This is a genomic window from Bacteroidales bacterium (assembly GCA_031275285.1).
Classification (GTDB): Bacteria; Bacteroidota; Bacteroidia; order Bacteroidales; family UBA4181; genus JAIRLS01.
In genome coordinates this window covers 1-25,888 of the sequence record JAISOY010000178.1, presented here as the reverse complement: position 1 = coordinate 25,888, position 25,888 = coordinate 1, and the positions used below count along the sequence as shown (strand labels likewise).

Below are 25,888 nucleotides of genomic sequence, written 5' to 3'. Positions count from 1 at the left end.
CATTGTTCCATTGATTCAGCAACTTTCTGGTCGCAGCACTTGCCTGATACACCGGGTCATTCAGCAAGACTTTAAGTGAAGGTTTTTTAAGGAAAGCTTCCAAACGAAGGGAATCGGAGAAAATAGATTTTTTGAACCAATCCTGAGTATACTTTTGAATATCACCCTTGTATTTTTTATCAATGGTCTGATAAAAATCAGGATAATAATCCGGAGAAACATCACTGAAATAACGTTTAAACATAGCTTCAGTAACTTCCTTATCCAGTGAAAGGTCATAATCTTTATAGAAATCCCCTGCACTTTTTTGCAAAGTTTCTGTTACAAATTTCAGTTTTTCCTGTTCAGGTTTTTCTTTCTCCAACTCACGCGCCAGCATCTGGAACTGTAATGAAAAACCGAATAATTCAACTCCCTGGAAGAAACATTCACTGACATACTGGCGTACCATGTTGATTTCCTGATTACGTTCCATTCCGGACTTTATCAGTGATAAAGCATCGCCGTATTTTTCTTTTCTCTGTGAATCTGCATCTGTCCACTTCATAAAACGCTGTTCCTGTTCCTGTTTACGGCCATAAACATCCAGACGTCCTATTCCTTTTATCTGCCCGATGGCATGTTTCCAGTAATTACTCGATCTGGAGTATTTCGATGCATATTTGATCCGGACAGCAGGATCTGCCTGCATATGGCGCATCATGATCTCCTGCTTTTCGCCCCTTATTTTTATCCTTGCAGGCAACCTATCCTCTATCAATTCCTTTACATCGTATGATGTCATATAACGATCTGTTCCTCCCGGATAACCCATTACCATGGTAAAATCATCCTTTTCGATCCCCTTCAAAGAAACAGGTAAAAAATGCCTGGGTTTTAGCGGGACATTATCCGGTGAATATTTAGCCGGTTTGCCCTCTGCGTCGGCATATACGCGGAAAAGACTAAAGTCGCCGGTATGGCGCGGCCACATCCAGTTATCAGTATCAGCGCCGAATTTTCCTATGGAAGAAGGAGGAGCACCTACCATACGCACATCAATAAACTCTTCATAAACCAATAAATAGAACTGGTTACCACCAAAATAACTTCTTACAGAAGCTTTATAATGCGTATCTTTGATTGCACGATCAACAATAGCAGCACCAGTTTTATCAATGATATCCGCACGTTGAACTTCGGTCATCGTATCATTTATAAGGGCATTGATCTGTTCGGTAACGTCTTCAACCCGCACCAGAAATGTTACCGTGAGATTGGGTGTATATAATTCTTCACTCCTTTTTCCGGCCCAAAACCCATCCGATAAGTAATCATGTTCAACAGAGCTATGCTGCTGTATCGCACCATAACCACAATGGTGATTGGTCAACAACAAACCTTCTTTTGATACCATTTCTCCGGTACATCCCCCTCCGAAAATAACAATGGCATCTTTTAAGCTGGAATGATTAATACTATAAATCTGTTCTGCAGTCAATTCACATCCCATTTTTTGCATGGTACTGATATTCAATTTTTCAAGTAATGGTAATAACCACATTCCCTCATCAGCACGAACAGGGTAAAAAGTCAACAGAAATAACAAGTAAATAATAAATGTTTTTTTCACGAGAATTGATTTTTGATATTAAAGACACAAAAACTTAAACCTACACCCATCACCTCTTTGAAGAAAGATGCAAGTGGTAGCATGTTTCGTACGACTCTACAAAGATGCAAAATATTATCCTTACATCCTATTTCCCGTTCATATAATTGAATAGCTCGACAACAATAGTTCTGATAATCGTATAAACAGGTATGGCAAACAACATTCCAAGTATACCGGCCAATGAGCCTCCCATAATGATCACCAGGAAAATTTCGGCAGGATGGGCCTTAACACTATGTGAATATATGTATGGTTGTAAAATAGCATTATCGATCAGGTTGGCTCCGATAAAAGTACCGGCAATTTTAAGAATGGTTGGTAGAATGTCAAAATATTCATTGATACTGATACAATTAACTATGCCAAAGACACAACAGGTAACAGCACCGATAATCGGCCCCAGATAGGGTATCGCATTAAGCATTCCACCAAAAACAGCGAACAATAAGGCTCCTTTGATGCCAAAAAGAGCCAGGCCTATATACAAAAGAACGATCATGGCGGCTATTTCCGTCAGTAATCCGATAAAATAACGGGAAAGCAGATTATTGATTTTGTTGGAAACAATGGTCAACCTTATTGCATGTCGTTTTCCAAACAGCAGTATCGCTACCCCTTCAAGACGGAAATCATCCTTAATAAAAAAGAAAGTAAGGAATAAAACTGCAAATAAACCAAAAAAGAAAGAACCGGTAGCACTTAAAAAACCGCCCAGCATATTTGAGAAGGTGGCTAAATTGGCAAACTCCTTCAATTCGGTAGTAATAATACCGACCAACGTCTCGTGTTCCCCTATTAACCCATTGGAATAAAGAAAATTCTGAACATTGTTCAACAAGTGACCTAAGTTTACCGAAAGATCATCATAATTGATATTAGCGATCACCTGTGCTTCACGCGCCAGCATCGGAATAAAAAAGAGCAGGATCAGCATGAAGCATAGAACAAACAGAATTAACGTTAATAAACTGCTTATTCCATGTGGGATTTTAAATTTATATATTTTGATGGAACTTAATTTTTTCGCGACAGGTTTTCCTATCAAAGAGAAAATAAATGCAAGAAAAATATACAGCAATAGACTAGAAAAATAATATCCGAGAAGAATAGCCAATAATATAATAGCAATCCTCAACAGTATCCTTAAAATAGTATTTGAATTTATGTCAATATTTATTTTCATATTTTACTTTTTTAGCACTCAGTGCTATTTATTATTTTCTTAAGTCGCATTGATCAAGCTAATTATTCTTATTAAATATGACATTAATTGTTTGATTTTACTTAGTAGGTCAAAACAAAGTATATCACTGGTGATTTTTCATTTTCAAGTCCAATTCATGAAAAACAAAACTCCATACATCAGTCGCTTCATCTATGGCTTTTGATACCGGTTTTCCGGCACCATGCCCTGCATTGGTCTCAATCCGGATCAACATCGGATTATTCCCTTTATTCTTTTCCTGTAGAGTAGCTGCAAATTTAAATGAATGCGCCGGAACAACACGGTCATCATGATCAGCAGTTGTCACTAATGTAGAAGGATAAGCCACCCCTCCTTTAATATTATGCAAAGGAGAATACTTATAAAGGTACTCAAAATCTTTTTCATTATCGCTTGAACCATATTCTACCACCCATCCCCATCCAATAGTAAATTTCTGATAACGAAGCATATCCATCACACCCACAGCGGGTAAAGCCACACGAAACAGATCAGGACGTTGCGTCATTGCTGCACCAACTAACAATCCTCCGTTAGAACCTCCGCTAATTGCCAGTTTCTCAGATGATGTATATTTCTCCCGGATCAGGTATTCTGCAGCAGCAATAAAATCATCAAATACATTTTGCTTTTTATCCAGCATACCTGCTTTATGCCATTCTTCCCCATATTCACCACCACCACGCAGATTAGGGATGGCATAAATCCCTCCGTTTTCCAGAAATATCATTCTGGATATACTGAAGGAAGGGGTCAGACTAATGTTAAAACCGCCATATCCGTACAGGAGCGCCGGATTGTTACCATTTAATTCCACATCTTTTTTCCGTATGATGAACATCGGAACCCTCGTCTTATCTTTACTGACATAAAAAATCTGTTCTATCAGGTAATCATCCGGATTAAACTTTAATTCAGGCTGGCGAAATAAAGTGGATGTTCCTGTTTCTACATGATATTGAAAAATGGTAGATGGAGTCGTAAAGCTGGAGAAAGAATAGAACAGCTCTTTATCTTCCCGTTCACCTGAAAGTCCATACGCCGAACCGATGGAAGGCAGAGCTATTTCTTTCTCTATTTTTCCATTATAGCTCATTTGCAGTATTTTGGTACTGGCATCTTTCAGGTAGAAAGCAAATAATTTACCACCGCCGGTAGATACACCTTCCAGAAGATCCATGGTTTCCGGAATCACGTCCACCCATTTAGTGCTGTCCGGATCAGACGGATCAATAGCTATCAACCTGTAATTAGATGCGCCATGATCGGTGAGAACCAACAGACGGTCATTATAATGATCGATTACCTGGTAATTGTTCTTAAATCCTTTCGCTAGTAAGGTGATCCGATTATATGGTCCGACCAATGACTGATAATATAACTCATCTCCTGATGTTCCTTCCGAAGCATTAATAATCAGGTATTTTTCATCCTTTGTGACCTGCGCATTAAAATAGCGCAAGGGATGTTCTTTGTCTTCGAATACCAGTACATCCGAACTTTGCGGAGTACCAAGAGCGTGAAAATATATCTTCTGGAACTGATTCTGATTGGAAAATTGCCCGGTCTCTCCAGGTTCATCATAACGGCTATAATAAAACCCATTGCCTTTCCATGCAGCACCTGAAAACTTAATCCATTTCAGATGATCTTCTTTCTGCTCACCGGTCCCGGTATCCATCACAAAAAACTCATTCCAGTCGGATCCGGATCTTGCGATACTGTATACCATATATTTATGATCATTCGAAAAGTGAATGGATGACAACGCGACAGTTCCATCTGAGGATAATTTATTCGGATCAAGAAATACTTCCGGATCATCTTTCAGGTTTTTCAAACGATACAAAATCGACTGATTCTGTAATCCGTCATTTTTGAAATAATAGTAATAATCTCCTTTTTTTGTTGGCGTAGAGTATCTCGGATAATTCCATATCTCGGTTAATCGTTCCCTGATCTTGTTCCTACATGGAATTTGAGACAGATAATCTTCCGTAACTTCATTCTCGGCTTTTACCCATGCTTCCGTTTCCGGAGAATTGTCATCTTCCAGCCAGCGATAAGGATCGGCTACCTCTGTTCCGAAATAATCATCAACAACATTTTCTTTTACAGTTTTAGGGTATGGTTTCATCTTTATTCTATCCTGATTACATGAATAAAAAAACAAGCAGACTATCAATACAATATACTTTTCCATTATAATTATAATTATGATTGGTTCATATGGAATAAACGATCAGTGATGATTCATTTTGTGTCGGATTTAGGTAAATCAAAACCGATACAAAATTCTTTATCCAGCTTTGTCTCAACCCATATGCGACCATTACAAACTTCTACAAGTTCTTTACAAACCATCAAGTTGATGGATAATTTTTTATCTTCCAAACTGTTGGCTACAGAAATATTTTTATCAAAATCGAACAATTGGTTTATTTTTCCCGGCTCCATTCCTATTCCCTCGTTTGCCACCCAGATGCTAACATTTACATGATTTTCCTTTGCCCCGAGCGTGATTAAACCTTTCTGAGGGACAAATGTAAATGCATTCCGGAATAAGTTGTTTAATACAATACCTATCAGCCTTTCATCGGTCCTGGCAAAAACATTATTCTGGACATCATTGATCAATTGTATTTCCTGTTTATCTGCTAACGGTTTATAATTTTCCATCAGGTTATTAGCCATTTGTGGTATATTCACCGTACCCGGCGTCATTACCAATTGCTTTGAACGGGATTGTAATAATAGTAAAAAATTCTGGAAAAAATAATACAAAGCCTCTATCTCATCATTAACAGAAGATATCCTGTCTTTATCAAGATTTTCACGTAGCCGGATCATTTTAGGATGCGTATACGCTGTCAGAAAATGAAACAATGTTTCCTGATCTTTTTTTAGAATATTAAGCTTTTGAATAGCTTCATCATGTTTTTTCCTGTCTTTTGATTTTTCCACAAATACATACATCAGATAATAAGCAAGAAAACAAATAAACAGGATTGTTACCAATATAGCCCATAAGAAGATCGGATCCATATTTTTCCGTGAGGGTTTCTCATCAGATTTTATCATCTCCGGCATGACGGACAGGGCTTCATATTTTTTTTGTAATTCAGCCATTTGACCATTGAGTCCGGAAATATCTATCTCTTTGCTCACATCCATCAGTAGTGGATAATATTCACTTAAAGCCTGTGCATTATTCAGTTTCGTATATGCCTGTATCAGTAATATATAATAATCCCGCAAAAGAACCTTTTGGGGTTGCTGCTTTGCAATTTTCAATCCTTTTTTCAGATTTTCTATGGATTCTGCATAATTATTCCTGAACTGCCATATTTCACCAAGATGGTAATAGCTTTGAGCCGCAACATCCCATTTACCTGTACGTAATGCTGCATCGAGTATCTTCTGTTGGTGTGAAGTAGCAGATTGCAATTCATTATTTTTTATGGCTATCCGGTAAAGTATCTTTTCTGCATTGATCAGAACTGTATCCTGATTATTTTTTTGTGCCCATAAAGTGGATTTACGGGCATATTTAACACAACTATCCTGATGATTGGATTCATATTGATGGGCAATATCAAGAAATATGAGTGCTTTTAGTGAATCAGGCGCCTGTGATAGTTTTTTATTCAAATCGGATATTTGACCATACCCCTGATATATAACAAGAATGAATATAAAAAAAAGAAATAATATCCGTTTCGACATATTGATAGTTACGATTTTCTGCACACAAAAATACAAATTATATTCAGGTTTATCTTTTCCATTTCATTTTCTTTACAGAAGATAACGTGGTATTTTGGTTATCATTATTTTTGCAGCCAATATATTTTTAAAGTCGTTCCTATGGAGAAAATGAAAAAATTGCGCATGGATGAATTGAACCGGAAAGGAATCGATGAGTTCAAGCAATCTGATAAAATACCCGTCATTGTAGTACTGGATAATGTGCGTAGTCTTCACAATATAGGTTCTGTATTCCGGACAAGCGATGCTTTCCTGATCGAATCAATTTACTTATGTGGTATTTCCTCTACTCCACCACATAAAGAAATCCATAAGACAGCTTTAGGTGCAGAAAATACCGTTGACTGGCAATATTTCAACCAAACCATACAGGCTATAGAAAGCTTAAAAAACAATGGTTATGCAGTTTGGGGGATAGAACAAACCCAAAACAGCACATCGTTGGATGTCTTTACGGTCAACAGGGATACCCGTTATGCATTTATTTTTGGTAATGAAGTACGTGGTGTAGACCAGGAAATAATCAACTTGTGTGACGGTTGTATTGAAATTCCCCAGTTCGGAACAAAACACTCTTTCAATGTGTCTGTGAGTGCAGGAATTGTACTCTGGGAGTGTTACAAACAGATAAAATCAGATCATCTCTTACGGAAGTAAATTGATGATCTCCTCAAGGTAAGCAGCATCGACCGGATCAAAATCATCCGGAACATCACTATCAATATCAAGTACGGCTAACACCCGGTCATTCCGGATCACAGGAACAACGATCTCGGATCTGGATGCTGAATTACAGGCAATATGTCCTTCAAACTTTTCAACATCAGGAACAATGATCGTACGCTTTTCTTTCCATGCGGTCCCACACACACCTTTTCCGTATTGGATACGTGTACAGGCGATCTTTCCCTGAAAAGGGCCTAATAAAAGTTCATCATTTTCCACCCTGTAAAATCCGACCCAGAAGAAGCCGAATGCCTCTTTTAAAGCGGCTGAAACATTCGCATAATTAGCAACTGAATCTGTTTCGGAAGATAGCAAGGATTTTAGTTGAGGTATTAATTCTTTATACTTCTCTTCTTTAGATAAATCATGGTGAATGGCTAATTCCTCTTTCATCATTCCAATTATTTCAAGTACAAATAATCATAATGAATCATAGGCCTCGCATTACGCTCCCCGATCTTTTTCTTCGCTGTTTCAGCGTTATATTCGGAACGACCCAATCCAATGACACAATTTTGTTCATCAACAATCTGAATCACATCCCCTTTCAAAAAATCACCTTCAATACGGGTAACACCAACCAACAATAAGCTGACAGCCTGTTGATCAGACAACCGAGAAGCTGCTCCCTGGTTCACATATACCGACCCTTTTACATCAGTACCGGAATGGGACAACCACTTTTTAATGGTACTGGTCTTATGTCCCGGTGTAAAGAGTGTCTGTACAATGTCCTTTTCCCGGGAAACTATTTTTTTAAGGATATCTTCTGTAAAGCCATTAGCAATATGTACCGGAGTTCCCGACGAGGCTACTTTCTTCGCTATGGCAAATTTAGTCAGCATTCCACCCCTGCCAAAATTCGACTGGGTGGGAGCTATAAATTTAGAAGCAGTCGCGTTATCCGGCTCAATCACCGGAATCACTTTTGAAGCCGGATCAGAAGGCAGTCCGTCATAAATCCCGTCAATATTGCTCAAAATGATCAGGGCATCACTACCCATCATATCAGTAATCAATCCGGATAATTCATCATTATCGGTAAACATCAGTTCCGTTACCGACACGACATCATTTTCATTAATGATCGGAATTACATGATTATGTAATAAGGCATCGAGGCAATTACGCATGTTCAGGAAATGCCGCCGGTCCCGGAAATCCTCTTTGGTCGCCAACACCTGTGAACAAACCATATCGTGACGTGCAAATAATTCACCATAGAGTTGAATCAAACGCACCTGCCCCACTGCTGCCCATAACTGTCGGCATGAAACAGCATCACAATGCCTGGGCGTCTTTATTACCTTACGTCCTGAAGCTACGGCTCCTGAAGATATTAACAGAATTTCAATCCCCTCTTTCCTCAAATATACCATTTGTTCCACCAGTTTGGCAATGAGCGCCTCATTAGGATTGCCATCGGGCAATGTCAAAACATTGGAACCTATTTTTAGTGTAATACGCTTATACATAATTATTGATTACTCCTTTATCCATGCATAGGAAATCTGGTGTTTTCCATTTTCCAATACAACCATGTTATCCTTATTTTTTAATTTATTCCCATTTAAGATGTATTCATCTGCCTTATCCGCCAATACGACACACCCATTGCTTCCCGGCGGTATGGCTATTTCCATATTCAAAACGTTACCTGTAAGTGTCCATTCAACAGAGGTAACACCATACGGAGTCTCTTTTGCTGTTTTACACCAGGTCATTCCTTCCGGGATTTGCGGGTCTATCCATATCTTGCGATAACCGGGCTCTTTTTCATCAGGACGGATACCCCCCACTGCCTGGTAGAACCATGAACCGATACTATTGTAACAATTATGAAGCCTGCTCCTTTCTCCGTTCCAATGTTCCCATGTCGCAGTTGCTCCATTATCAATCATATAAAGATATCCCGGATAATCCCTCTTTTTCAGCATGGTATAAATAAAGTCCGGTTGCCTGTTTTTAACCGCCCATTCCGTAATAACAGGAATACCTACCAATCCACAGGCGAGATGTCCCTGCCGGTTTTGCTCCGTTTCGTCAAACAAACTTTGCTTGACTTTTGCAAACAATGAATCCGGAGTAACTCCGGAAAGCATAGGATAGGCAAGGTCGATCTGTGAGCCTGTGGCATAAATGCCATTTTCTTCCGAATAAAAATGTTCATGAATTCGTTTTTGCAGAAGTTTTTTCCGTTCAGCATATTTTTTAACATCATTTTCTTTTCCCAAAAATTTCGCAATTTTCTCCATCGTCTCATAACAAACGCTGATAAAGCAATTGTTCACAACACCTACTGAAGCGGGATTGGTTTGATCCACGTTTTCCGGAACAGCCCAGTCTCCAAGATACCAATTCCTGTATTCGGTAGACGGCCATGGTTCCAACAAACCGTTTACCATATATTGATCGACAAAACCCAACCACTGTTGCATGACCGGATAATATTCTTCCATGAACCGGGGATCGGCGTAATTTACATAACTATTCCATGAAGCTGTAATAATAAAGCCACACCAATACGGCCCACCACCTGCCGAATAAGGGTTCGGAGCGGTATGAGGCATACTCCCGTCTCCGCGGATACAATCCGCCCAGGCCTGCATCCAGTTTGCATATAACGGAGACAGATCGAACATGGTTTGTGCGGTTACCGTCGAAGCATTTCCGTCTCCTCCATAACCCAAACGTTCAAATTGAGTGCAGTCTACCAGATAACCGCCAAGGCTCAGATTCCGGAGCGTATATTGAACCATATCGTGAATGGCATTCATATCTTCATCAGAACATTGGAATGAAGATGTCTGTTTAAAGGCCGTCTGGATGAGACGGGCTGTAATATCATCTATTTTTGGAGAAACCGGCAGGTTGGATATCTTCAGATATTGAAACCCATGATAGTTAAATTTACTCCGGAAGATCTCATTTCTTCTGCCTGATGCAATATAACGGTCTTCCTGGTTCTGATTTACCGGATTTCCCTCCGGATTAAGGTGATCTGAATAAGTTAATACTATTTCCTGTCCCTTGTCCAATGGCGGAAATTTTATTTCCACACAGCCGGTAAATGCTTTTCCCATGTCCGCCAGCCATGCACCATCAGAAAGTTGCTTGACATTTGCAGCATGAAAGGTTTCCGTAATACGGTTTCCTTCAACCATTTGTGGTGATACGGCATGTTCTGAGACATTCATTTCGGCAACAGGATACCATTGCAGATTATCCAGGGATGAAGATTCCATATTGTCCGGAAACATGGATGCATCTATACGTTCACCTCCAAATTGATGCGGACGCCATGTCCCGATACCTGAATAGCCACTTTCTGCCGCTTGCCAGGACTGGTCGGAAACAAACCATGTATCCCATTTACCTTCATCCTGTTTCTTTACCCAGGCCTTAACAAGGGGTGTGCTAAGAGCACCGAACAATCCCGGACGATACCAGCCCTGCCCAAGCCAGATGACCATTTCATTATCTCCTCTTTTTACGTAAGAAGTAATATCATATGTGTTGTATAATGACCGTTTATCTAATTGTGACACAGCAGGAGTAAGCACGTCATCACCCACTTTCGTCCCATTGATATATACTTCATGATAACCCAGGGAGTTAATGTATAAAAGTGTGTTTTTTACTTTTCCGTCATAACTGAACTGTTTTCGCAAAAGAGGGCTTTGCGGATTGCCCGATGCTTCCGGAAAGCCTATGTATGTTGCTGTCCGGATTTCTTTTTCCGACAGGCCTGCTCCAAAAACAGCCGGCTCACTCCATATGATCCTATCATTTACATCCCAAACGCAGACCTTCCAATACACCAGGGAATGTCCGGCCAGATCTTTTCCACCATATTTGATCATTACGGATTCTGATGAAGGTATTTTTCCGGAAGTCCATAAATCAGCCTTTCCTTCTTCTAATAAAGAAGGGTCAGTTGCAACCAATATCTGAAAAGCCGTTTGTTTGTTCCCTTTTTCTCCAAATTTATTTTTCCAGCTCAAATGTGGGGTTGTATGAGTGATACTCAAGGGATTTTCCAAATTCTCACAACGAAGATCATAGATCTGCCGGGAAGGATTGACACATGCATGGATCAAAAAAATAACAGGAAAAACAATGAATAAGATATTCCGTAACATGAACGATCATATGATTAATTAGGTCAATACTCAAATTATAGACAATATAAAGACTTTTAGGAAACTCCTACATTTTATCAATATACCGGTATTTTCATAAGATCAATGACCCAATGAAGATAAAAAGACCGGCTTCATGAGATATCTTTTAAGGATTTTCCTCCATTGCCAGCGGCAAATATAAGCAAAAAGCATACTCCTGATTGCCAAACCCCGGCAGGTAAGGGTAGTTTTCGTCCCAACGTACAGATATTTAACTGATAATGTAACTAATTACTATTTTTTACGTAAATATAAACACACGATATATCTCATGAAAATTATAAGAATATTTATGGTTACCATTTTGGTCGGATGGATGATCACATGTACCAAAAAAACCGACTCCACGCTAAAAAACCAGATCACGGGAAATGTAGAGGTATACCACATAAGCGGGGATAAAATCGGCACAGCGGATCACGTTTCGGTAAAAATATTCAACACTGATCATTATATCATCAAAGAAACCGTTACGGATCAAAATGGAATATATATCGTAGATAATCTGTCTCCGGGTATTTATTATGTAAAAATATCCGATGATCGCTATTATAGTAAACCTGGTTCAGATATCCTTCAATTCTCTGTAAGCGAAAATACAAGCCGGGATTTATCTGCAATTAAGTTAGATACATACAAGATCTATCCCAAGTCAACAGCAGGAATCAAATCCATCACTTGGAGACAAAGTGACAAATCAGACCATCAGGTCATGTTAGATATTATTTTTGATCATCTGGATTTATCCATGTATGATAAATATGTGTTTGTATATTTCTTCATTGGTCATGACGAGCACGTATCAAAAACCAATTATCAGGGGAAAATTTATCCATCCGCTGATAACGGTTATATCTCAGGCTATCATATGGCCCGTATTCCTGTGGAAGAAATCATCAATAATCAGGTAAACGGATATCAAGACAATAATTTTTGCCGTTGGATGGATGGTTCACTATGTTACCCCAAACAACCAACCCATTTAGCCATGTATGTTTCCACAGCTTCCGGTTATGGAGAAGAAGGATCATCCGGAGAAGACGAATATTCCGGAATCGGCCATATCCGCTTTGTCAAAAATATCGATGATCTCCATGATTGCTTTTAAGCTAAGAACAATACTTGACCAGTTTCCAGACGTCAATTCATAAAAGTACAAATACCGGGCTCTGACCTTAACAAGTGCTGATTATTTTACAATGCGATAACGAGTCTAATCCTTACAGAGTCTACTACAGGACTTTTTCATTAAAACAATTTCCCATCAAAGAAAATAACTTGTCCCGAATTCAAATGAAAGAACTCCATTTTTATTTCGACTGTTAAGCAATCGTTAAAATCATATGATACTATTATCCGGAATTGGGCAGGACGAACCCTGAATCCCGGAACTTTTTAATTGTCTTAAGCCGGGATAGTATCAGCCAATTATGATTTAATACTTGTCAATAAAATTTTCAATATAAAAACCGTTAAATAACGTTAAATAACGATAAACAACGACATTTCCTAATAGTCTTATGCATATTGAATAACAAACACTTAAACGATTTTTACACATTGATTGTTGAAAAAAAAATAAACAGTCTTGTTTTTCCAGTTGTAAAGCAATGGCAGAAATGATATTTTTGTTGCGTCTAATATAGGCTCTTGATTTACATTTAATTTGTAGATAAATAATTGTAATCTTAATTTTAACAAGTTTTTGAATGAAGAAAAGGTATATCTGGTGGGGTGTTGCTGCAATATTGATCATAATAGCCATAGTGTGGTTCAGCCGTTCCAGAAAAAAAGCGGATGTCGCACTGATGAGTGAAGTAATGGGAGGTGAATTTGAAGTGCTGGTTACTGTTACCGGCGAGCTGCAAGCCAAGAATTCTGAAAATATAATGGCGCCGGCTGAACTTCGCAGTGGTGTTTTCCGTTTTGGAGATTACAAAATCCAGGATTTAATAGCAGAAGGGACTGTGGTTGATTCCGGACAAATTGTAGCGACATTGGACAGGACTACTGCCGCCAATTCATTGGAAGATGTAAAAGATGCGATAGAACAGGCAGAGTCAAAGTGTCTTACTACCCGCCTGGATACCACAATGACATTACAAGGTTTACGGGATGATTTGCTCAACAAGCAATTTGCCGTAGAAGAAGCTGAAATCAAACTTGAACAGTCGAAATTCGAACCGCCGGCCACTATACGCCAGGCACAGATAGATGTAGATAAAGCCCAGCGTTCATTGGCTCAGTCAGAAGCCAACTACAGGCTAAAGGTACAACAGGCAAAAGCCAACATGAATGATGCCGACATCAACCTGAGCAGGCATCTGAGACGTCGCCAGCAAATGCTGGATGTCTTGGAGATGTTTACCATCCGTGCACCCAAAAAAGGGATGGTGATTTATTTTCGCGAATGGGGCGGACAAAAACGTAAAACGGGATCTACGATCAGTCCGTGGGACCTGATTGTAGCCACCCTGCCTGATTTATCCGTAATGATTTCGAAAACATACGTTAATGAGATCGACATCAGCAAGGTAAAAGCCGGGCAACAGGTACGGATCGGTGTAGATGCCTTTCCCGAAAAGAAATTTACCGGATCAATAACGCAGGTAGCCAATATCGGAGAACAATTGGCCAACACCGATGCAAAGGTTTTTGAAGTAACTATCCAGGTCAATGAATACGACCCGATCCTAAGGCCTTCCATGACCACCAGCAACGCTATAGTGATCAACACCCTGCAGGACGTAAAATTCGTATCGCTTGACGCTGTTTTCAGTCAGGACAGTATTCCTTTTGTATATACTAAAAACAACACAAAACAAGTAGTAGTTCTTGGTGAATCGAACGAAAACCAGGTAGTCGTCGAACAAGGATTGAATGTAGGAGATAAAGTACATATATCCGTCCCTGAAAATTCCGAAAACTGGAAATTAACAGGAGAAGACCTGATCCCGATCATCAAGGAACGGGCACTTCTGAAGAAAAAAGAAAAGGAAGAAATGGAGCGTAAGGCTGAAGAAGAACAGAAAAAACGTCAAAACGGAGGTCGCCGTGGAGGTCCAATGCCACAGGGAACGCCTCAACCAGTAGGAAATTTAAATTAATGGTTTGACGATTTAAAATAAGAAACATGCTTTTTTTCAAAAGATATTTGCATGATATACTAATAGCCGTCGAATCTATTTTATCCAATAAATTACGTTCGATACTTACTGCGCTCGGCATCATTTTCGGAGTAGCGGCGGTGATTAGCATGATGGCCATTGGTAATGGTGCACAACAAGAGATTCTGGAACAAATTAAAATGGTGGGGGTAAATAATATCGTAATCAGCCCTTTATTACCCCAGGAAGAAGAAGAAAGTTCCGGAGAAGAATCGTCTGCAGATGCGGGACAAAAGAAAAAATTCTCCAGAGGTCTGACGATTGATGATTTACATGCCATCCAGAAATTTGTACCGTCCGTGAAAGTGACCAGTCCTGAGATCACTTTTAACTCATATGTGATCCAGCATGGAATCCGGGAACAGGCAAAAATAGTAGGTATTTCAAAGGAGTTTTTCCAATTATATGATATTCCCCTGGAGAAAGGAACCATTTTTGATGTCCACCAGGAAGAAAACGGTTTGGCCGTATGTGTGATCGGAGCCAACATCCGGAGCCGTTTTTTCAGCCAGAGCGAACCTATCGGACAGTACATAAAATTCGGTGATGTGTGGCTTAAGATCATAGGGGTATTACAACGGAATAGTATTTCTGTCACCGGCCATCAGCAGACAGGAGTGAATGTTATCAACGATAATATTTATATCCCGGCAAAAACAATGTTGATGCGTTTCAAGAACAGGGCGCTGGCCAATCAGAAAAGTACGGGTACAACTGTCCGCAGAGGTCGTATGGTTGCTTCCGTTAGCACTTCCGAGACCCAGAAAAATTATCATCAGCTGGACAGGATCGTGGTACAGGTTCAAGAAACGGAACAAATCACACCTACCGTAGATGTGTTGAGCCGGATGTTGCTTCGTCGCCACTCGGATGTGAAGGATTTTGAGATCACCGTACCGGAATTATTATTAAAACAACAACGAAGGACCAATGAAATTTTTAATATCGTTTTAGGTGCGATCGCCGGTATCTCTCTTTTGGTTGGAGGTATCGGGATCATGAACATTATGTTTGCATCGGTCATGGAACGCATTAAGGAAATAGGTACGCGTATGGCGATCGGCGCCAAGAAAAAGGACATCATTGTCCAGTTCTTGTCTGAAGCGGTGCTTATCAGTGTTATCGGTGGATTAATAGGTGTTATTGTCGGAGTCGTAGCATCATGGCTGATCACTAAGTTTTCCGGGATACTTACCATTGTTTCTTTTACATCCATACTCGTTTCATTTCTGTTTTCCGCGACGATCGGGATCATCTTCGGATATTCTCCCGCTAAAAGAGCATCAAAGAGAGATCCTATCGAATCGCTCAGGTATGAATAGAGATATGTTCGGAAGTGCAACAAGGTGTTCGGATTTGCAACAGTTCTTATTGTTTGAAAAAAATATATTTTATTAGCATTCAGTAGAATGTAATTTAGGCATAAAATTAGCATATTTGGAATTTTATCATATTACCTTATAACATATAACAAATGAATCGGTTTTATTGGATCTTATTGGGCTACCTGACCTCTCTTTCCCTGAATTTGACAGCGCAGCAAAACAACAATACAAAGTACATATTCACATTGGATGAAGTGATCCAGTTGGCCAAAGACCAATCTTTGGATGGAATTGCGGCCAAACATAGTTTCCGGGCCAGTTATTATAGTTTTCGGGCATATAAAGCCGATTATTTGCCTAAACTTACATTAAATACAAGCCCAACTACTTATAATCATTCCATAAGACAGGTAGAAAGCGTTGTAAATGAAGAATATCAAACCCGTGAGGTCGAGACAAATACATTTTCCACCACAGCCGGATTATCTCTATCGCAAAATATCGGATGGACTGGAGGAAATATATCCCTAAACTCAGATTTCTCACGATTCCATAACATGAATGACGACTCTGATGAGGCCCGTCAATATACTACCGCCCCTATTAAATTACAGCTCCGGCAACCCCTGAATGGATATAATTCTTTAAAATGGCAAAAGAAAATCGAACCTTTAAAATTTCAGGAAGCCAAACAAAATTACATAGTTTCGATGGAACAGGTTGCATCCAACGCTGTAAGTTATTTCTTTGCCTTAGCTCAGGCTCAGATCGAATTAAGGATGGCCGAAACCAATTATAAAAATGCAGGTGAACTATATGAAATCGCCAAAGGGAGATATCAGATCGGTACCATTGCCGAAGATGCGTTATTGCAGATGGAACTCAGATATATGCAGGCTGAAAGCAATCTGAATAATGCAAAAATGAATATTGAGGTAAGGCAAAGCCGATTGCGTTCTTTTTTGGGTTTTAAAGACAATATTGACATAGAATTGGAAATCAATCCAGAAGTCCCATCCATGAAAATACCTTATAACAAAGCTCTGGAATACGCTTTGGATCAAAGTCCTGATATCATTTCTTATAACAGACGGATACTTGAAGCAGAACAAAGTATGGCAAGCGCTAAGGCCAATAAAGGTATCACCATGAATCTGAATGCTTCATTTGGTTTAAACAAGACTGGATATGAATTCAAAGATGCCTATAAGCCTAAGTTCGATGACCAGGAAGGTGTTGCATTAAGCATCACTGTCCCTATACTTGACTGGAATCAGGCAAAAGACCGCTACCGCAACGCTAAATCAAACATGGAAATGGTGGAAACACAAATGCAACAGGCCGAAACTGATTTTCGGCAGGAGATATATTTACAGGTGATGCAGTTCAATATGCAGGAAGATCAACTCCGTATTGCTGCCAAAGCCGATACGATCGCCCAGAAGGGGTATGAGGTATCCCGTCAACGATACCTGAACGGAAAAGTAAGTGTTACGGATCTAAATATTGCAGATTCGGAAAAGGACGCTGCAACAAAGTCTTATATTGGAGCATTACAAACTTATTGGAGTTATTTTTACACTGTCCGTAGAATAACCTTATATGATTTTATAAAAAATGAGCCTCTGGAGGAAGATTTTTCCCTGATCGTAGGAGAATAAGTTTTCTTAAAAGTTTATCCGTCTTTTTAACTGCATTTTTGATAATGTGTAGTTTTGTTGGCTGTTTTTATCATCCTTATAAAAATTATCCATACTGTTTGTAATACCTGAAAATATTTTTCTATATTTGCCTCCCCAAATTTTACGTTTATGTGTGGCATTTATAAAATGGTAATTTTTCACCGGTTGAGGTAGGTGAACCCTTTTTAGGGAAATTCTTCAGACTGTACACATTCTCCTATCAAGTACAGTAAATATCTTATTTTTCATATTTATTTTATTCCGATCCGTACATCAAACGGGTCCATATTTTTATCACATGAACAGTTGGAAAAAAGTTTTTGCCATTATATGGACAGGACAGTTCCTCTCCATCCTCAGCAGCACCATCGTTAATTTTGCCATCATCTTATGGATCAGCATTGAGACCGAATCAGCCGGAATGCTGGCATGGGCTACTATTGCAGCTTTATTACCACAGGCCGTGCTGGGCCCTTTCAGCGGCGTTTTTATCGACCGTTGGAACCGGAAAAGAGTCATGATGTTGGCCGACAGCTTCATCGCTTTCTGTACTTTTATACTTGCTATACTCTTTTGGTTCGATATCGCAGAAATGTGGCATATTTTCATTTTGCTGGGATTACGGTCTATTGGCTCCGCCTTCCATATGCCGGCCATGCAGGCATCAGTTCCTCTCCTGGCCCCTTCCGAACAACTAGGACGCATCGCCGGTATTAATCAGATAATCAGCTCCATCGCCAATATTGCAGGACCTGCATTGGGTGCCCTTTTTATCGTTATATGGGACATGGAATACGTCCTGATGCTGGATGTCATAGGCGCCTTTTGTGCGGTTACTTCTTTGCTTTTTGTCCATATTCCCGATCCGGAAAGAAAAGAAGAAAAAAAACATGTACTGCATGAAATGAAAGAAGGTTTCATGACTGTATTAAGCAACCGCGGACTAAGCTGGATATTCCTGTTTTCCATCCTCGCCACCTTTTTTATCATGCCTGTAAGCGTATTGTTCCCGTTGATGACCATCAAACATTTCGGCGGCGATGCTTTTCAGGTCAGCCTGATCGAAATCCTTTGGAGCATCGGCGCTCTGGCCGGAGGAGCTGTCATGGGAGCGAAAGTATACCGGATCAACAAAGTGATATTGGTCAATGCTATGTACCTGTTACTGGGATTAACGTTTTTATTCTCAGGGATCCTTTCGTCCGACGGATTTGTACTGTTTGCCGTGTTCACAGCCATAGGAGGCATTTCCGGAGCAGTTTATAACTCGTCATTCACAGCCATCATACAGACCAATGTCGATCCGGTGGTATTGGGAAGGATATTCTCCCTGTTTTTCACCATGAGCCTTATTCCCTCGATGATAGGTGTAGCCGGAATCGGCTTTTTTGCCGACAATATCGGTATTACCACATCTTTCATTATTAGCGGAGCCATACTGATCCTGATCGGAGGTGTGGCTTTCCTGACCCCGTCTGCGCTGAAGATTGACCAGCGTAGACCTTAAAAACCAGAATTGGGCTGAATTCAGCCCAATTCTGGTTTTCCATCATACTTATTCGCAATACCACGAATAAAATAGTTTGTTATTTAAGAGATTCCTGTTTTTGTTGGAGAAAATACCGACAACAATCTTCTATGGTTTGTTGTAATGGAATAAACTCAAATGGAAAAAGCGTCTTCCTTATTTTTTCATTGGAATAAAAAAGTTGCTGAAAAGCAGAATGAGCGGTTTCTTTAGTCAATGCAGGACTCTTACCGGTTAATTTACTTACCGGCTTCAACAAACGATAAGCGGTATTCAACATCCAGGGGCGGGCTTCCATCATAGGTTTCTTTACATGCAGCCCTTCGGCTATCATGTCGAATAACTGATGATAACTCAGTTCACCGGATGAAAGGATAAAACGTTCCCCGAAACATTCCCGTTCCATCAATCCGACCATACAGCCGGCAACATCACGCACATCCACAAATCCTGTAATTCCTGATGTATGAAAGCGCATACCTTTATATACCCTGGAGAAAAAAGTCAGACTCCCTTTTTCCCAGTTTCCAGGTCCTAAAATCACGGACGGATTCACTATCACGGCATTTAAACCTTCGGCCACACCACGCCAAACTTCCATTTCCGACTGATATTTACTGCAGGAATAAGGAGACCGATGATCAGACGTCTGCCATATATCTTCCTCCGTAGCCGGATGCCCGGGCTCAGCACGTCCTAAAGCCGCAATAGAACTGACAAAACATAAGGGTAGCATTTTTTTCAGACAGACATTTACCATATTAGCCGTCCCTTCAACATTGGTACGAAGCATCTGTTGCTTATTACCACCCTGAAAAGACACCACTGCAGCAGTATGGAACACATAATCGCATCCTTCCAGTTGTTCTGCCAATTCCTCAACATCGAATAAATCAGCCTCTACCCATTCAATGCTCCGGAAAAAAGAATCAGCATCAATGGCATCATAAAAGGAAAATGTCCGTAAAACCTGTGAAAGATCACTGGAAGGACGCTTTAAGGCCCTGACCCGATAGCCAGCCTGTAACAAGGCCAGTATCAAATGGGTACCCACCAAACCGGTTCCCCCGGTAACAAAAGCAACAGCACTCATACAGTGGTATATTTGTTCAATGCCTTTTTCAAGACACTGGTAAATTGTAGTACATCATCTTCTGTCGTATCCCAGGAACAAACCCAACGAACTTCATTTTTCGATTCATCCCACATGTAAAAGAAAAATGTTTCCTGCAATTCTCTGATCACGGCAGACGGAAGTACAGCAAATACTTCATTTGCTTCGACCTTTTGTGTGATGCGGACACCTGATTCCCCGGCTTTCTGATGAAGCAGACGAGCCATTTTATTAGCATTACGGGCATTTTCCAGATATAAATCACCGGAAAGGTACGCTTCGAATTGTGCTGCAATGTAACGCATTTTGGATGCCAGCTGCATTCCCTGTTTGCGGATGTATTTGAAATCAAGGGAATATTCAGGATTCAGTACCACAATGGCTTCTCCATACATCAACCCGTTTTTGGTACCACCGAAAGATAAAATATCCACACCCGTATCTGTGACCAATTCCTTAAAGGAAGTATTCAGATAAGCAGCAGCATTAGCTATACGGGCACCGTCAACATGTAGCAGGAGTTGATGCCTGTGTGCAAAAGCAGCGATTTCTTTCAACTCATCGACAGAATACACTGTTCCCATTTCGGTAGATTGGGTAATAGAGATCACCTTAGGCTGGACATGATGTTCAAATCCGGTCAGATGCAGGTGCTTCTCTATATCGGCTATGGTCAGCTTTCCATCGGAAGCCGGATTGTCTAATAATTTGCATCCGGTAAAACGTTCCGGAGCGCCACATTCATCGACATGAATATGAGCGGTATCAGCGCAAATAATCGCGTGATAGGAATGCGATAAAGCCTGAAGGGACAGTACATTGGCAGCTGTACCATTGAATATGAAAAATACCTCACTTTGTTGTCCGAAATGTTCTTTAAATAACTGCTCCGCCCGTTGTGTATAGGGATCATCGCCATATGCCTTACAATGTCCCTGATTCGCATTAGTTAAAGCCTGCATGATACGAGGGTGTACCCCGGCATTATTATCGCTTGCAAAACCTCTGTATATCATATTGATCATAAATTTATCATTTACCTTTGACGGTGTGTGTTCCCGGGGTAAGGGAAACACATTTACCAGAAGGAAAACACACTTCTGCCGTAGTTCCCGACGGTACAAGAGCCGTTACCTTAAGATTTTTACCTTTGCGCTCTACCGACACATGTATATCGCCAAGAACAGAAGGCACTACGGTAGTGGCTTCCGTAAGGTTTCCCATTTGGGGAGTGATGCGAAAATGCCTGAATCCGGGAGATACAGGCTCCACGCCACAGACTTTTTGCCCGAATGTAATAATGGGCCAGCCGGTCCATGCATGGTTATTGGTATTTTGATCATTCGGGGCCGATTTAAAATTCCATACCTCAAAAAGTGTGGTGAAATCGTAACTCATCATATTGGCATAACGCGACTTCATACGTTCCAGGGCAAATACCGGTTCATCCATCATAAAAAGAGCATCTATGATGAACCGTTCCATATAGGGGGCGCTGTGGAATTCTTTTTTCAATACCTTTACCAAAGCAGGGTATTTATCTTTCGAAGCCAGGCCCGAAACGACAGCCAATGCCTGGGCGCGGTCATCATCAGCGCCTTTAAAATCAGGTGACCTATAAGCCGTTCCTGTCCAGAAACGCTTATCAAAGCTTTTTTCGATACCTTCCATCAATGATGTTATCTCTTTGACATCAGCCGTCTTCCCTAATATCCGGGCAAATTCTCTTTCAGCTTTCAACGCCATATAATACCAGCTATTCGTCATTACCAGATCGTCTGTTCCGCTATAAGAATCGGACCAGCTCCAATCGCCGTGACGAAATTTCACCAACCCATCCCCGTCAATTTGCCATACATCATGAAGATAACGGTGCAGCCGGTCATATATAAGCGGTATAAAGCTATCGTCCCCACTATAAAAATAATGGGCATAGAATCCGTACCAACCTACCGATGCCAGCATTTGCAAAGGAAGTTCCTTGGTCCAGTTCCCTGCAGGTACAGGTGAATAAATCACTCCATCAGCACGTTGCCAGTTCATCAGTTCGAGGATGGCCTTCCGGGTCAGCTGGTGCGACCGTGGATCCATGGCATAAAATGTCTGCCCCAACTCATTGACAACATCACCCCACCATTGGGCACGTTCCCGTTCCGGACAATCAAAATAGGTATCCCGCATATTCACATATAATGTCCGGGCCGAACGTTTCCAGAGTTCATTCAGGAAGGGATCATTACATTGGAATGAACCGGTAAAATCAGCATTGTAACCTGTTTCACGGTATTTTACCTCTAAAACTTCCACTCCTGAAGGAATGATGTATTTAACAACATGTCCGCTCATCCAACCCAGATTTTCATACTCCTGAACACCCTCACGCGTAATATATTCAGCACGTACAGAATATGTACGGCCATTTCCTGTAGTATAATTATCGGTGATCATTCCGACGGTTAATCCGGGCTGTGATGCATTGATACGGAACCACGGAGTGACTTGTGCATTATATGGCAGTCTACAGAGAAGTGTGTCACCCGATTTTTTCATCTCCGGATATTCTTTCAGTCCGAAATCCTTCCAATGGGGAATTGGCCTTTTGACCAGCTTCCCAAACGGAGGAACATCCGCGTCTCCTACCCTCATAGCCGGATTATGAATTTTATTTTGTCCGGGAAGGTACCAATCTCCTATTTCCAACCGCGCATCGAACCGGATATTACTTTCCGGCATACGGTAATTGGGGTGTGGTTCGCCGGTATTCTGATAAGCCCTGTATGTATCGCAATTCCAACTCGCATCCGTCAATATTTCCACTCCGGAAGCCTGGCAATCAAACAGAAACCCTGCTCTCCCACTGCTGGCGTGAGAAAATCCGTTCTTTCCGAAATACCAGACCAAAGCGGCTATGGTATTATCTCCTGCCTGAAGGAAAGGCGCAACATCCACTTCATCATAATAAGTTTCCCCGGGAGCAGGCCCCCGCTTAAGCCCGCCTTCAAACACGACCATCTTTCCGTTGATCCAGAGCCAGTATTTGCTATCGGCAGCAATTCTCGCTACTGCTATACCCGGTACAGAAGGCACATTCACCACTTTTCGATAACAAAGCCATTGGTTAGGGACACTTTGACTTGTTTCATGGCTGATCCATACAGCTTTCCATGGAACTTCGGCATACAATGTACATGAAAAGAATAAAAGAAACAGCAATAAGGAATTTTTCTTCATGGGATTAAATTATTCGGCAACGGCCTCATGAGAACGCTGCACTAAGTTATGATAAAGGTCTGATCGTGTTTCATATGGTTCATCAATCATACCCATTTTTTATTTATCCACAGGTATTTTCATGTTCCATAAAATCAAAAAGCTGATTTTTCCAAATGATTACAAATATAGTGAAAGGTGAGAGCAATTATAGAAAGCTTGCTTTCGAAAAATTGCCGAACCGCATCCTATATTCTACAAATATAAAAAAACAAACGGTGATGATACAACCACCGTTTGTTTTTACTATATGGATATGAATGCTTGCATTAAATTATTTCCAGATCTTTCACACGCATCCACCCCTTATTTCCATCGGCAATACGTACTTCACACCATTCTCCGGCTTGTTCTTCAATACGTACTTTAATACCCTCATGCAGAATAAACAGGTTATTGCCACTATCATCGGGTGAACTTTTGATCGTAACGGAAGGAGTAAAAACAATAGCTTCGTCAGTACGTTTGATATTCGATTTCTGAAGATACCCAAAAGTATAGGACCCGACGCACAATAAAATGCAAAAGACTCCCAAAGAAAAAGACAATTGCCGTATACGGTAGTTCCTTATAAAAAGAAACAGCAATCCGAATACCAATGTCATGACGAAACACCCAATACTCAACCATGACCAGGTTTTAACTGTGAATATATCCCGTATGGCCTTCCCCCAAGTAATCAGAAATAATTCCGGAACGGCTTCCACCTTATCAAAAATAAGAGATCGGGATAATTGCAGGTTAAAATCAATATCTTCATCATTCGGAGCCAGGCGTTTGGCTCGTTCGTAATACAAAATGGCCGATTTGATATCATGGTTCTTGAAATAGGCATTTCCCATGTTATAATATAAAGCCGCTGATGACCATCCTGAATTGACTAAAAGTTGATATTGTTCTATGGCTTTAGTGAACTCATTTTGCTGATACCATCTTCCAGCCTGGCTTAAAATGCTATCACGGTCGGAAGCATAGGATAAAACCGGTAATACAATGGTTAATATAATTATGAATATCTTTTTCATACAAATTGATTTTAAAATTCAAAGTTCAAAGTTACCTGCGACAAAAACTACAAATGAAAACTTTCTGACTTTACAAACTTTTTGACTTTATAAACTTTTCAACTTTCCAACTTCCAATCTTTTTATATTGCTTTTTGCATTTTACTAATCACCTCGACCGCACGGTCATAAAGTGTTTTCATATCCAATCCTTCTGAAGAAGGCGCGTAACGGGCAAATTCACAATCATCGATCACACTGATGAACTCATCTGCCAAAGCAGCATCTACCTGATGTTGTTCCATCATTAATTTACCGTTTTCTTTCGATAATTCCGCTACAGGAATATCTAACTTATCACTGAGATATCCCCAGAGCGCCCTCGACAATTCCTCATACATTTCGGATGACTGATCTTTATCCATATATATACGTGCCTGTTTCAGGCGTTTGGCAGCATATCCTCCGGCCCTTCTGTTTTTTACAAGTGCTGCATTGGCATATTTACGAATGTATTTCCGGCGGAAAAACACAATTACCACAAATGCTACCAAAGGTACCAGATACCACAACCAGAATTTCCAGGTACCGAAGAAATAATCACCGGACTTACGCAACTTCAGATTTCCAGATTTGATGTAACGGATATCTTTACCCAGGAATTTTACATCTTCACGTGTTATTCCCGACACAACAGTACTCCCTGGTTGTTCATCCCCCTTCTCTACAGTCAGGGTATATTCTTCGGATCGTAAGGTCTTGTATTGTTTATCCTGAGGATCGAAATAACTGAATTCAACGGAGGGCAGCTTATATGTTCCTCCATGGCGCGGTATGATCAGGTATTCGAATGTTTTACTCCCGGATGTTGCCGTAGTATTCAGGTTGGTCGAGACTTTTGGATCATAAATTTCAAAATCGGGAGGAAAATTGATCCGGGGAGCATCCGTAAATTTCATATTTCCGGTGCCGGATATGGTTACCTTTAATGTGATAGGATCATTGGCTTTTACCTCTGTTTTATCAACGGTAGCGGTCAATTTCATCTGCCCTACCCCACCGGTAAAAGATGCAGGTTTTCCTTCAGGAAGAGGCATTACGGTAATTTCAACAGGACGGCTTTTCAATTCTCTCGGAACCGTTTGTGTCGTACCGAAAAAATCATCGAAAACACTACGGGAACGTGTTTGTACCCGTTGCGGAATACCTGCTTCAATAGATCCCTGGCCAATTGTCAATGT

The 25,888-nt window shown here is 40.5% G+C and carries 18 protein-coding genes; 6 read left to right on the top strand and 12 right to left on the bottom strand.

Annotated features, from left to right (window positions below):
- The 4 genes from LBQ60_17770 to LBQ60_17755 form a co-directional block, all read right to left on the bottom strand.
- Positions 1 to 1,612, bottom strand: a 1,612-nt coding sequence (locus LBQ60_17770) for a S46 family peptidase (protein ID MDR2039773.1), incomplete at its 3' end; no start/stop codon positions are given.
- 127 nt (positions 1,613 to 1,739) lie between these two features.
- Positions 1,740 to 2,837: an AI-2E family transporter gene (locus tag LBQ60_17765; GenBank protein ID MDR2039772.1), complete on the bottom strand. Its 1,098-nt coding sequence runs from the start codon at positions 2,835 to 2,837 to the stop codon at positions 1,740 to 1,742.
- Positions 2,838 to 2,961: 124 nt separating this feature from the next.
- Positions 2,962 to 5,082, bottom strand: coding sequence for a prolyl oligopeptidase family serine peptidase (locus tag LBQ60_17760; GenBank protein ID MDR2039771.1), 2,121 nt, complete (start codon positions 5,080 to 5,082; stop codon positions 2,962 to 2,964).
- 50 nt (positions 5,083 to 5,132) lie between these two features.
- A complete protein-coding gene (locus LBQ60_17755; GenBank protein ID MDR2039770.1) occupies positions 5,133 to 6,530 on the bottom strand; it encodes a HAMP domain-containing histidine kinase in 1,398 nt (465 codons plus the stop codon).
- A 225-nt stretch (positions 6,531 to 6,755) separates the two neighbouring features.
- On the opposite strand from LBQ60_17755, the gene LBQ60_17750 reads away from it, so the two are divergent.
- Complete coding sequence (locus tag LBQ60_17750) at positions 6,756 to 7,304, top strand: RNA methyltransferase (GenBank protein MDR2039769.1); 549 nt, start codon at positions 6,756 to 6,758, stop codon at positions 7,302 to 7,304.
- Here LBQ60_17750 and LBQ60_17745 read toward each other — a convergent pair.
- From LBQ60_17745 to LBQ60_17735, 3 genes are read right to left on the bottom strand one after another with little or no spacing between them, the layout of a single operon-like run.
- On the bottom strand, positions 7,293 to 7,766 hold the full coding sequence (locus LBQ60_17745; GenBank protein MDR2039768.1) for a GAF domain-containing protein: 474 nt from the start codon (positions 7,764 to 7,766) through the stop codon (positions 7,293 to 7,295). The two genes, LBQ60_17750 and LBQ60_17745, sit on opposite strands and share 12 nt — an antisense overlap.
- 8 nt (positions 7,767 to 7,774) lie before the next feature.
- Positions 7,775 to 8,848 (bottom strand): glutamate 5-kinase, encoded by a 1,074-nt coding sequence (gene proB / locus LBQ60_17740; protein MDR2039767.1) that lies wholly within the window; start codon positions 8,846 to 8,848, stop codon positions 7,775 to 7,777.
- A gap of 9 nt (positions 8,849 to 8,857) precedes the next feature.
- Positions 8,858 to 11,515: a glycoside hydrolase family 78 protein gene (locus LBQ60_17735; protein MDR2039766.1), complete on the bottom strand. Its 2,658-nt coding sequence runs from the start codon at positions 11,513 to 11,515 to the stop codon at positions 8,858 to 8,860.
- Positions 11,516 to 11,828: 313 nt separating this feature from the next.
- On the opposite strand from LBQ60_17735, the gene LBQ60_17730 reads away from it, so the two are divergent.
- From LBQ60_17730 to LBQ60_17710, 5 genes are all read left to right on the top strand, one after another.
- Positions 11,829 to 12,665 (top strand): carboxypeptidase-like regulatory domain-containing protein, encoded by an 837-nt coding sequence (locus LBQ60_17730; protein MDR2039765.1) that lies wholly within the window; start codon positions 11,829 to 11,831, stop codon positions 12,663 to 12,665.
- Between the two features lie 601 nt (positions 12,666 to 13,266).
- The gene (locus LBQ60_17725; protein ID MDR2039764.1) at positions 13,267 to 14,664 is read left to right on the top strand and encodes an efflux RND transporter periplasmic adaptor subunit; all 1,398 of its coding nucleotides are present in this window, start codon (positions 13,267 to 13,269) and stop codon (positions 14,662 to 14,664) included.
- 26 nt (positions 14,665 to 14,690) lie between these two features.
- Positions 14,691 to 16,046, top strand: a complete 1,356-nt coding sequence (locus tag LBQ60_17720) for an ABC transporter permease (GenBank protein MDR2039763.1) — start codon at positions 14,691 to 14,693, stop codon at positions 16,044 to 16,046.
- Between the two features lie 152 nt (positions 16,047 to 16,198).
- Complete coding sequence (locus tag LBQ60_17715; protein MDR2039762.1) at positions 16,199 to 17,710, top strand: TolC family protein; 1,512 nt, start codon at positions 16,199 to 16,201, stop codon at positions 17,708 to 17,710.
- Between the two features lie 319 nt (positions 17,711 to 18,029).
- Positions 18,030 to 19,238 (top strand): MFS transporter, encoded by a 1,209-nt coding sequence (locus tag LBQ60_17710; GenBank protein MDR2039761.1) that lies wholly within the window; start codon positions 18,030 to 18,032, stop codon positions 19,236 to 19,238.
- 79 nt (positions 19,239 to 19,317) lie between these two features.
- Here LBQ60_17710 and LBQ60_17705 read toward each other — a convergent pair whose 3' ends face one another.
- From LBQ60_17705 to LBQ60_17685, 5 genes are all read right to left on the bottom strand, one after another.
- Positions 19,318 to 20,352, bottom strand: a complete 1,035-nt coding sequence (locus LBQ60_17705) for an NAD-dependent epimerase/dehydratase family protein (protein MDR2039760.1) — start codon at positions 20,350 to 20,352, stop codon at positions 19,318 to 19,320.
- On the bottom strand, positions 20,349 to 21,389 hold the full coding sequence (locus LBQ60_17700; GenBank protein ID MDR2039759.1) for a low specificity L-threonine aldolase: 1,041 nt from the start codon (positions 21,387 to 21,389) through the stop codon (positions 20,349 to 20,351). The genes LBQ60_17705 and LBQ60_17700 overlap by 4 nt, the downstream gene beginning before the upstream one ends.
- A gap of 16 nt (positions 21,390 to 21,405) precedes the next feature.
- Entirely contained in the window at positions 21,406 to 23,604 is a 2,199-nt protein-coding gene (locus tag LBQ60_17695; GenBank protein ID MDR2039758.1) for a glycoside hydrolase, read from the bottom strand.
- Between the two features lie 308 nt (positions 23,605 to 23,912).
- Positions 23,913 to 24,668, bottom strand: a complete 756-nt coding sequence (locus LBQ60_17690; protein MDR2039757.1) for a tetratricopeptide repeat protein — start codon at positions 24,666 to 24,668, stop codon at positions 23,913 to 23,915.
- 122 nt (positions 24,669 to 24,790) lie between these two features.
- Positions 24,791 to 25,888: BatD family protein (locus tag LBQ60_17685; GenBank protein ID MDR2039756.1), on the bottom strand; the 1,098-nt coding region annotated here is incomplete at its 5' end.

Excerpts from the sequence above, each read along its gene's own strand:
- LBQ60_17765 (MDR2039772.1), bottom strand. The coding sequence starts at position 2,837 with ATGAAAATAAATATTGACATAAATTCAAATACTATTTTAAGGATACTG.
- LBQ60_17760 (MDR2039771.1), bottom strand. The coding sequence starts at position 5,082 with ATGGAAAAGTATATTGTATTGATAGTCTGCTTGTTTTTTTATTCATGT.
- LBQ60_17750 (MDR2039769.1), top strand. The coding sequence starts at position 6,756 with ATGAAAAAATTGCGCATGGATGAATTGAACCGGAAAGGAATCGATGAG.
- LBQ60_17745 (MDR2039768.1), bottom strand. The coding sequence starts at position 7,766 with ATGAAAGAGGAATTAGCCATTCACCATGATTTATCTAAAGAAGAGAAG.
- proB (MDR2039767.1), bottom strand. The coding sequence starts at position 8,848 with ATGTATAAGCGTATTACACTAAAAATAGGTTCCAATGTTTTGACATTG.
- LBQ60_17735 (MDR2039766.1), bottom strand. The coding sequence starts at position 11,515 with ATGTTACGGAATATCTTATTCATTGTTTTTCCTGTTATTTTTTTGATC.
- LBQ60_17730 (MDR2039765.1), top strand. The coding sequence starts at position 11,829 with ATGAAAATTATAAGAATATTTATGGTTACCATTTTGGTCGGATGGATG.
- LBQ60_17725 (MDR2039764.1), top strand. The coding sequence starts at position 13,267 with ATGAAGAAAAGGTATATCTGGTGGGGTGTTGCTGCAATATTGATCATA.
- LBQ60_17720 (MDR2039763.1), top strand. The coding sequence starts at position 14,691 with ATGCTTTTTTTCAAAAGATATTTGCATGATATACTAATAGCCGTCGAA.
- LBQ60_17715 (MDR2039762.1), top strand. The coding sequence starts at position 16,199 with ATGAATCGGTTTTATTGGATCTTATTGGGCTACCTGACCTCTCTTTCC.
- LBQ60_17710 (MDR2039761.1), top strand. The coding sequence starts at position 18,030 with ATGAACAGTTGGAAAAAAGTTTTTGCCATTATATGGACAGGACAGTTC.
- LBQ60_17705 (MDR2039760.1), bottom strand. The coding sequence starts at position 20,352 with ATGAGTGCTGTTGCTTTTGTTACCGGGGGAACCGGTTTGGTGGGTACC.
- LBQ60_17700 (MDR2039759.1), bottom strand. The coding sequence starts at position 21,389 with ATGATATACAGAGGTTTTGCAAGCGATAATAATGCCGGGGTACACCCT.
- LBQ60_17695 (MDR2039758.1), bottom strand. The coding sequence starts at position 23,604 with ATGAAGAAAAATTCCTTATTGCTGTTTCTTTTATTCTTTTCATGTACA.
- LBQ60_17690 (MDR2039757.1), bottom strand. The coding sequence starts at position 24,668 with ATGAAAAAGATATTCATAATTATATTAACCATTGTATTACCGGTTTTA.